The 6,275-nt window shown below is 65.4% G+C and carries 8 protein-coding genes and 1 pseudogene; 5 read left to right on the top strand and 4 right to left on the bottom strand.

The window, feature by feature from the left end; all coding sequences use genetic code 11:
• Window positions 1-352 precede the first annotated feature (352 nt).
• Window positions 353-490 (top strand): hypothetical protein, encoded by a 138-nt coding sequence (locus Q9G87_RS35460; RefSeq protein WP_305920921.1) that lies wholly within the window; start codon window positions 353-355, stop codon window positions 488-490.
• 130 nt (window positions 491-620) lie between these two features.
• Here the strand turns inward: Q9G87_RS35460 and Q9G87_RS35455 are convergent, their stop codons facing one another.
• A complete protein-coding gene (locus Q9G87_RS35455) occupies window positions 621-1,274 on the bottom strand; it encodes a TetR/AcrR family transcriptional regulator (protein WP_305920920.1) in 654 nt (217 codons plus the stop codon).
• A gap of 220 nt (window positions 1,275-1,494) precedes the next feature.
• Here Q9G87_RS35455 and Q9G87_RS35450 point away from each other — a divergent pair, with 220 nt between their 5' ends.
• Both Q9G87_RS35450 and Q9G87_RS35445 read left to right on the top strand, forming a co-directional pair.
• Window positions 1,495-2,880, top strand: coding sequence for a serine hydrolase domain-containing protein (locus Q9G87_RS35450; protein WP_305920919.1), 1,386 nt, complete (start codon window positions 1,495-1,497; stop codon window positions 2,878-2,880).
• Window positions 2,881-3,040: 160 nt separating this feature from the next.
• A complete protein-coding gene (locus Q9G87_RS35445; RefSeq protein WP_305920918.1) occupies window positions 3,041-3,937 on the top strand; it encodes a DUF4097 family beta strand repeat-containing protein in 897 nt (298 codons plus the stop codon).
• Window positions 3,938-4,050: 113 nt separating this feature from the next.
• Here the strand turns inward: Q9G87_RS35445 and Q9G87_RS35440 are convergent, their stop codons facing one another.
• A complete protein-coding gene (locus Q9G87_RS35440; protein ID WP_138672814.1) occupies window positions 4,051-4,263 on the bottom strand; it encodes a DUF397 domain-containing protein in 213 nt (70 codons plus the stop codon).
• Complete coding sequence (locus tag Q9G87_RS35435) at window positions 4,251-5,075, bottom strand: helix-turn-helix domain-containing protein (protein WP_138672813.1); 825 nt, start codon at window positions 5,073-5,075, stop codon at window positions 4,251-4,253. The genes Q9G87_RS35440 and Q9G87_RS35435 overlap by 13 nt, the downstream gene beginning before the upstream one ends.
• A gap of 101 nt (window positions 5,076-5,176) precedes the next feature.
• Here Q9G87_RS35435 and Q9G87_RS60880 point away from each other — a divergent pair, with 101 nt between their 5' ends.
• Entirely contained in the window at window positions 5,177-5,719 is a 543-nt protein-coding gene (locus tag Q9G87_RS60880) for an ATP-binding protein (protein ID WP_371825869.1), read from the top strand.
• Between the two features lie 178 nt (window positions 5,720-5,897).
• Here the strand turns inward: Q9G87_RS60880 and Q9G87_RS61375 are convergent.
• Window positions 5,898-6,005: pseudogene (locus Q9G87_RS61375) on the bottom strand (IS982 family transposase); the annotation flags it as partial.
• On the opposite strand from Q9G87_RS61375, the gene Q9G87_RS35430 reads away from it, so the two are divergent.
• On the top strand, window positions 5,985-6,263 hold the full coding sequence (locus Q9G87_RS35430; RefSeq protein ID WP_305920917.1) for a hypothetical protein: 279 nt from the start codon (window positions 5,985-5,987) through the stop codon (window positions 6,261-6,263). The pseudogene Q9G87_RS61375 and the gene Q9G87_RS35430 sit on opposite strands and share 21 nt — an antisense overlap.
• The last annotated feature ends 12 nt before the right edge of the window (window positions 6,264-6,275 follow it).

The raw sequence follows: 6,275 nt of genomic DNA, 5'->3' as shown, positions 1-6,275 counted from the left end.
CTCACTCACCAGAAAGGTGCACCTGCTTCTGCAGCGGATATGGCGTCGACACCCAAATCCTTGCAGGTCAGGGGCACCTTTTCTCATGATCTAGAACGCAGCTACCGCCTCGGCTGAATACTTGAGGTTAGCCGTGTCGAGTACGAATTAAGTGCGGTTCTATGGGCCACTTCACTCTAGGAAAGTGAAACCCTGCGGATGCTCGTTGAACATGGACTGAAGCAGCTCGGCTCCGTTAAGAAGCTCTGACCTCGCCTTTTGAAGCGAAACGGTCCGCGCTTTCAATCAGGGCAAGCGAATGCAACGGAGGTTGCAATGTCCCGTGAACCCGCTGTCGTGCAGGAGCGCACTCGTGGACGTCCTGGTCGTCGTCTTCGGCGTGACTCTGCAACCAGCCCATGACGGAGGCGGCCTCATTCACGTGGACGGCAGCACGCTGATCCTTGACGACCTGCCGCCGCGTACGACATGTATGGTGGCCATACCGTGATCACGTGCTGTGCCTGCTGCGCGAGCACGGGCTGGCGTACGCGCTCAAGACCAGGCACGGCCGCTTCCGCAGGATTGAAGCCGAGATGACGTCGATGCGGAAGCGGCGCGAGGCAATGTGATGTCGCTCCTCAGCGGGCCGCATGAGGAGCGAGGCGGGCGGCCACACCGTTCAGGACGCATTCGAGCCCGATGTCGAAGTCGTCGTCGCGGTTGTCACTCAGGCTCTGGGCGCGTTGCGCGGCGTACAAGCTTCGCAGTCGCGGATAGGCCTCTACGGCCTGCAACGCGGCGGGCCATAGCCGGTCGGCCCATTCCTGCTCGCCTTGTCCGCTGCGAGCGAGGGTCGTCAGCCACGCGGCCTCGCTGGTAGAGGCGCCGATGATGTAGGCGACGATGGTGTTCATGGCCTGGTCGGCCGCCTCCAGCGAGAATCCTCCCTCTTCCAGTACGGCGAGTATGGCCTCCTGCAACCGCAACACGTTCGGCCCCAGGTAGGCCAGACCGGCCTCGCCGAGCACGGAGACGATCCAGGGGTGGCGCAGGAGCGTCGTGCGCATGCTGTGGGCGCAGCAGGCGATGGCCGCTCGCCAGCCTGCCGGATCTCCGGTGGCAGGCATCTCGATCTCGCCGTAGACCTCGTCCACGACCAGGTCGAGCAGCTCGTCTTTGTTGGCCACGTGGGTGTAGATCGAGGTGGCTCCGGCGTTCAGGCGGGTTCCGAGCTTGCGCATGCTGAGCGCGTCGATGCCCTCGGCGTCCAGCAGCTCGAGCGCTGCGGACACGATCTGCGCCCGGCTCAGCGCTGGCTGCTCCCGCCGCTGAGTCCGCGGACGGGCCCAGACCGATGGGAATGGCTGCTCATCAGCTGGCATGCGGCCTCCGCATCGCCTCACAACTATGCCCACGGCACAGTGTACGGAGTTGCGCACGCTGTGCGCCATTCGTACAGTGTGCTGGACGCCGCACACTGTACGGCGCACATGACTCCGAAAGGAAACCCTGATGTCATTCGATGCTGTCCGCTGGCAGGCTCGGCTCAACGAGCTGCGCGCCGCCCACCACGTGCCAGGCGCCTCGCTGGCCGTACTGGCCGGTGGTGCCGTCCACGAACTGGCCAGTGGCGTGCTCCACCGAGGAACCGGAGTGGAGGTGACCACCGACTCGGTCTTCCTGGCCGGCTCGCTGGCCAAGGTCTACACCGCCACGCTGGTGATGCAGCTGGTCGACTCGGGGGATCTGGATCTGGACGCGACGGTGGTGAGCGTGCTGCCGGAGTTCGCCACCCCCGATCCTGAAGCCACCAAGACGATCACGATCCGGCAGTTGTTGTCCCACACCGGCGGGATGACCACCGACTTCAACTACGATTCAGGCCGCGGGGATGACTGCCTGGCCAACTACGTCGAGGCCGCCAGGAACGTGGCGCTGGACGTGCCGCCCGGGACGGGGTTCTCCTACGGCGGCGTCGGCTACGTCGTGCTCGGCCGCATCATCGAGGTGCTGACCGGCCGGACCTGGGACCAGGCACTGAGAGACCGGCTGTTCGCCCCTCTCGGGCTCGAGCACTCGATGACGCTGCCGGAAGAGGCACTGCGGTTCCGCGTGGCGATGGGACACATGGGCGAGCCCGGCAAGCATCCCGATCCGGCACCGGCCTGGGATCTGATGCCGCGCGGGGTCGCGCCGGGCGCCCGGGTCATCGTCTCAGCCGGCGACGTCGCCCGCTTCGCCAAGATGCACCTCGACGGCGGCCTCGCCCCTGACGGTACCCGCGTCCTGTCCGCCGGCGCGGTCGCCGCCATGCAACGCCGCGAGGTCGACACCCCGGACAAGTGGACCATCTCCGCCGACGGCTGGGGCCTGGGCTGGACCCTGCACGACTGGAACGGCATCTTCGGCTTCGGCCACGACGGCAGCGCCGTCACCCAGCACTCTTACCTGCGCGTCATCCCGGACGCGGGCTTCGCCGTCGTCCTGCTCGCCAACGGCGGCGGCTTCACCCGGCTGTACGACGACCTGGTCCGCGAACTAGCAGCCGAGCTGGCCGGAGCCCGCATGCCGGACGCCTTCGCCCCGCCCGCCACCCTGCCCACGGTGGACATGACGCAGTTGATGGGCACCTACCAGCGGGAAGGCGTCATCACCACCATCTTCCAGAGCGATGACGGCGGTGCGCGCATCCGCTACGAGTTCGTCGATGACATGAAGGACCTCTCCCCGCCCCTGGAGTCGGACCTGCTGCCGGTGTCGCAAACCATCGACCGCACGGTGTTCGCCGCGTCCGGCGGGCCCTACGGCGAGGACTACATTCCCGTCGTCTTCGCAACCCTGTCCAACGGCACGCCCTGCGTGTACGTCAGCATGCGCGCCACCCCCAAGACCGCCTGAGCTCCCACCACCCCTGAGCCGGTCAACGCCGAACCGGGCGTAGTGGCCGCGGCCGCACCGAACTCACATGTTGCCAGTGCCCGCGATTTCGGCGGGCCAGCCAGCCGTGGTGCCGCGATGTCCACTGGCTCGGCGCGGCGGGGCCGGCTCAGTGGCGGGTGTGATCGTCAACACCCGTCCCCACGGGGACGAAGCCACATTTAAGCCAACGGAGAGCAGCACCATGACCACGTTCGACACCCCGGAACCGATCACCGCGACCATCGACATCGAGACCGGCCACGTCACGATTCGCGCCGACGACCGTGCCACCACCCTCGTCCAGGTACGTCCGAGTGACGCGGCCAGCGACGCCGACGTCCAGGCCGCAGTGCTGACGACGGTCGAGTATGCGCACGGGCGCCTGAAAGTGCAGGCACCCAAGAACAAGCTCCGCTCCCTCTTCGGCCGCCCACCGTCGATCGAGGTGACGATCGAACTGCCGCACGATTCGCACGTGGACGCCACGACCGCGGCAGGTTTCCACAGCCACGGCCGACTCGGCGCGGCCACCGCCGAGACCGCCATCGGCTCCATCCACGTGGACCACGCCGCCCGGCTCAAGCTGCGCACGGGCGTGGGCGACGTCGCGGTCACCTGGGCCGAAGGACTGATCGACGCGACCACCTCATCGGGAAATATCCAGATCGGCGCCGTCGACGGCACGGCCATCGTCACCACCGCGAGCGGCGACATCACCATCGGCGAGGCGACCGGCGATCTTCGGTTGGAGGCCATCAAGGGCGACATCGCCGTCACCCGCGCGCTGGCCGCCGTCATCGCCAAGGCCTCCACCGGCGACATCCGGATCGGCCAGGTGACGCGTGGCACGATCGTGCTGGAGACCAGGCGTGGGCAGGTGGAACTCGGTGTCAAGGAGGGAAGCGCGACCAAGCTGGACCTCAACACCAGTCACGGCAAGGTACACAACGAGCTGAGCGAGACCGCAGAGACCGGCGAGATCGTCGACATCCGCGCTCGCACCGGGATGGGCGACATCGTGCTGCGCCGCGCCTGAGAGGGGCGTTAGGGGCTGGCATAGCCGGCCTAAGGTTCGCCGTTGCGGCCGGCGGCTCTCCTGGCGTGCGGTGCTATTGAGAGCCCGGGAAACGCGAAATAGTCATAAGGGACTTAGTCGAATTCTCCATTCTTTACGCCGCCGATGAAGGCAGCCCATTCGCCAGAAGTGAAGATCAGGGAAGGACCTGTGGGGTTCTTGCTGTCGCGGACGCCTCGGCGTCCCTCGGACAGCTTGGCCACCTCAACGCAGTTGCCTCCATTGCTGCCCGAGTAGGAAGACTTGATCCATGTGGCTGCCCGTACTTCCTGGGTCAGCTCGTCCATCGCTGCTTCGTCTCCTTGATCAAATTTATGGATTCGCGCTGGGACAGCGCCTCAGAACGGATCCCTTCGTACCTGAATGCTAGGGTCCTGACGCTCTCTGTCCAGTCGGTTACCTGGGCGTTGGACGCGGCTTCGACGTATGCCGTGTCGGGCGTTCCATGAGCCTGGGCGATGGCGAATCCTCCGAGAAGGCCGGTCGTGGAGTAGGCATTGACAGGAAGAACCTGGATGGTAATCCGGGGTGCCTGGGCGGCTTCGAGAAGATGCGCGAGCTGCGCAGCCATCACGCTCGGGCTGCCGATCGGGCGGTGTAGAACACCCTCATCGAGAACCACCCAGAGCATGGGTGGTTTGGGTCGTCGGAGGATCGACTGTCGTTCCATGCGAGCGGTCACATGCTCGTCGATCTCCTCTGGTGTCACACCAGGTTCGCCGCTCAGAATCGCTCTCGCATAGTCCTCGGTCTGGAGTAGGCCGGGCACGATCAGTGGTTCCCAGGTCCGGATCGCCTCCGCTGTGGCCTCCACGTCGAGCCACGGACGGAACCATGGTGGGGCCGAAGCGTGGCTGACCATCGGCCAGAGCCGCATCAGCGCCCCCTCGGCCTCCAGCGCCTCGTCGCAGAGGCGCGCGAACTCCTCCGTTGGCGACCGCCTCGCCGTCTCGATCATGCTAATTGTGCCGACAGAGTAGGACACCGATTTCGACAGGTGAAGCTGGGACCAGCCTCGGGCCTTGCGGTGTCGCCGCAACTCGAAGCCGAAGAGCGCAGTCGGCGAGTCTGCGGGGCACAGCTCGCTTTCCTTCGGCACCTGACCTCCTGGGGGATTGCCACTGTTTCAAGGAAGGTTTCAGCGGAACCGTTTACGTCATGTCGAAGTCAATTGACTACTCACTGTAGCTAAATCTTGGGATGGTGGACAAGGAAGGTGGAGATCGACTTCTTCGAGTGGGTGAAGTGATGAAACCAGCGGGCGCCGAGCCGAGGGTCATCGGTTCGATCCATCTGGCGGCTATTCGCGAGTCCGTATCGCGCGCACGCGCGCAAGTGCGCAGATGGCTGGGGGACGATCATCCGTCTGTCGACGATGCCTTGCTTGCCGCGTCCGAGCTCCTGACGAACGCGCTCCGGCACTCCAACGCCAGCCCATACGACCTGATCGGCCTCACTGTTGCCGTGGCAGATGGGGTGGTCTACGTCGAGGTACGTGACCCCGGCTCCACATTCTCCGCGCCCCACATCCGGCAGGAGCCGGAGGCGGAAGACGGCCGCGGGCTGCTCATCATTAGCGAGATCTCCCAAGATTGGGGAGTCCGAGAGCACGGCATTGGACTTGGCCGTACCGTCTGGTGCGCTATCCGGGCCGCCCCGCCTTCCGTTGGCCCGTCCGCTGTTCGAGGACCTCGAAGCCCGTCTGCACCGCGCGCTCGCGCACTTCATCCGGGTGTTTCCTGAGGCTGACAGCGCGTGAATCCTTCTTCGGCCCGCCCGATCATGCTGGCTTCAGGGCCCGGCAGAGCCAGAGTGGCCCACGCGCTGCTCAGGCAACTCGTAAGGCTCGCACACCGCATGAGCCAAGGCAATCGGCCAAGTCACAGTCCACACGCGGCACTAGATGATCTATTCCAAGGGGTCAGTGATCGTAGGCGATCAGTGAGCGTAGGACGGTTTGTCTGGTGGCGTCGTTGTGCCAGATCGCGGCGGTCAGCGCGAGGATGCGTTGCATGACGCGGGCTATGACCTCACCTTCAAGCTGGTCGTCACCTATGCCGACCTGTGCACTCTGACCAAGCGCTTCGTCACCAACGAAGGCGTAACCCAGGCCAACGCCATGTGCGCCCAACTCGACGCCGCCAAGCGCGCCGAGGACAGGGGGAACGTCACGGCCAAGACCAACGCCATCAACGCCTACCTCAACCAGGTGACCGCGGCCGTCAACGGCCACTACCTCACTCCGGCCCAGGCCGCCATCCTCAAGAAGCTGGCCGCCGCCCTGTAGCCCGATGCGACT

It is taken from the genome of Nonomuraea turcica (genome assembly GCF_030718205.1).
In the GTDB taxonomy this organism is placed as follows: domain Bacteria; phylum Actinomycetota; class Actinomycetes; order Streptosporangiales; family Streptosporangiaceae; genus Nonomuraea.
This window is presented reverse-complemented; position numbering and strand designations above follow the sequence as displayed.

Bases quoted from the DNA above. Each gene is read 5' to 3' on its own strand.
- Q9G87_RS60880 (WP_371825869.1), top strand. From the start codon at position 5,177: ATGGTGGACAAGGAAGGTGGAGATCGACTTCTTCGAGTGGGTGAAGTG.
- Q9G87_RS35440 (WP_138672814.1), bottom strand. From the start codon at position 4,263: ATGGACGAGCTGACCCAGGAAGTACGGGCAGCCACATGGATCAAGTCT.
- Q9G87_RS35450 (WP_305920919.1), top strand. From the start codon at position 1,495: ATGTCATTCGATGCTGTCCGCTGGCAGGCTCGGCTCAACGAGCTGCGC.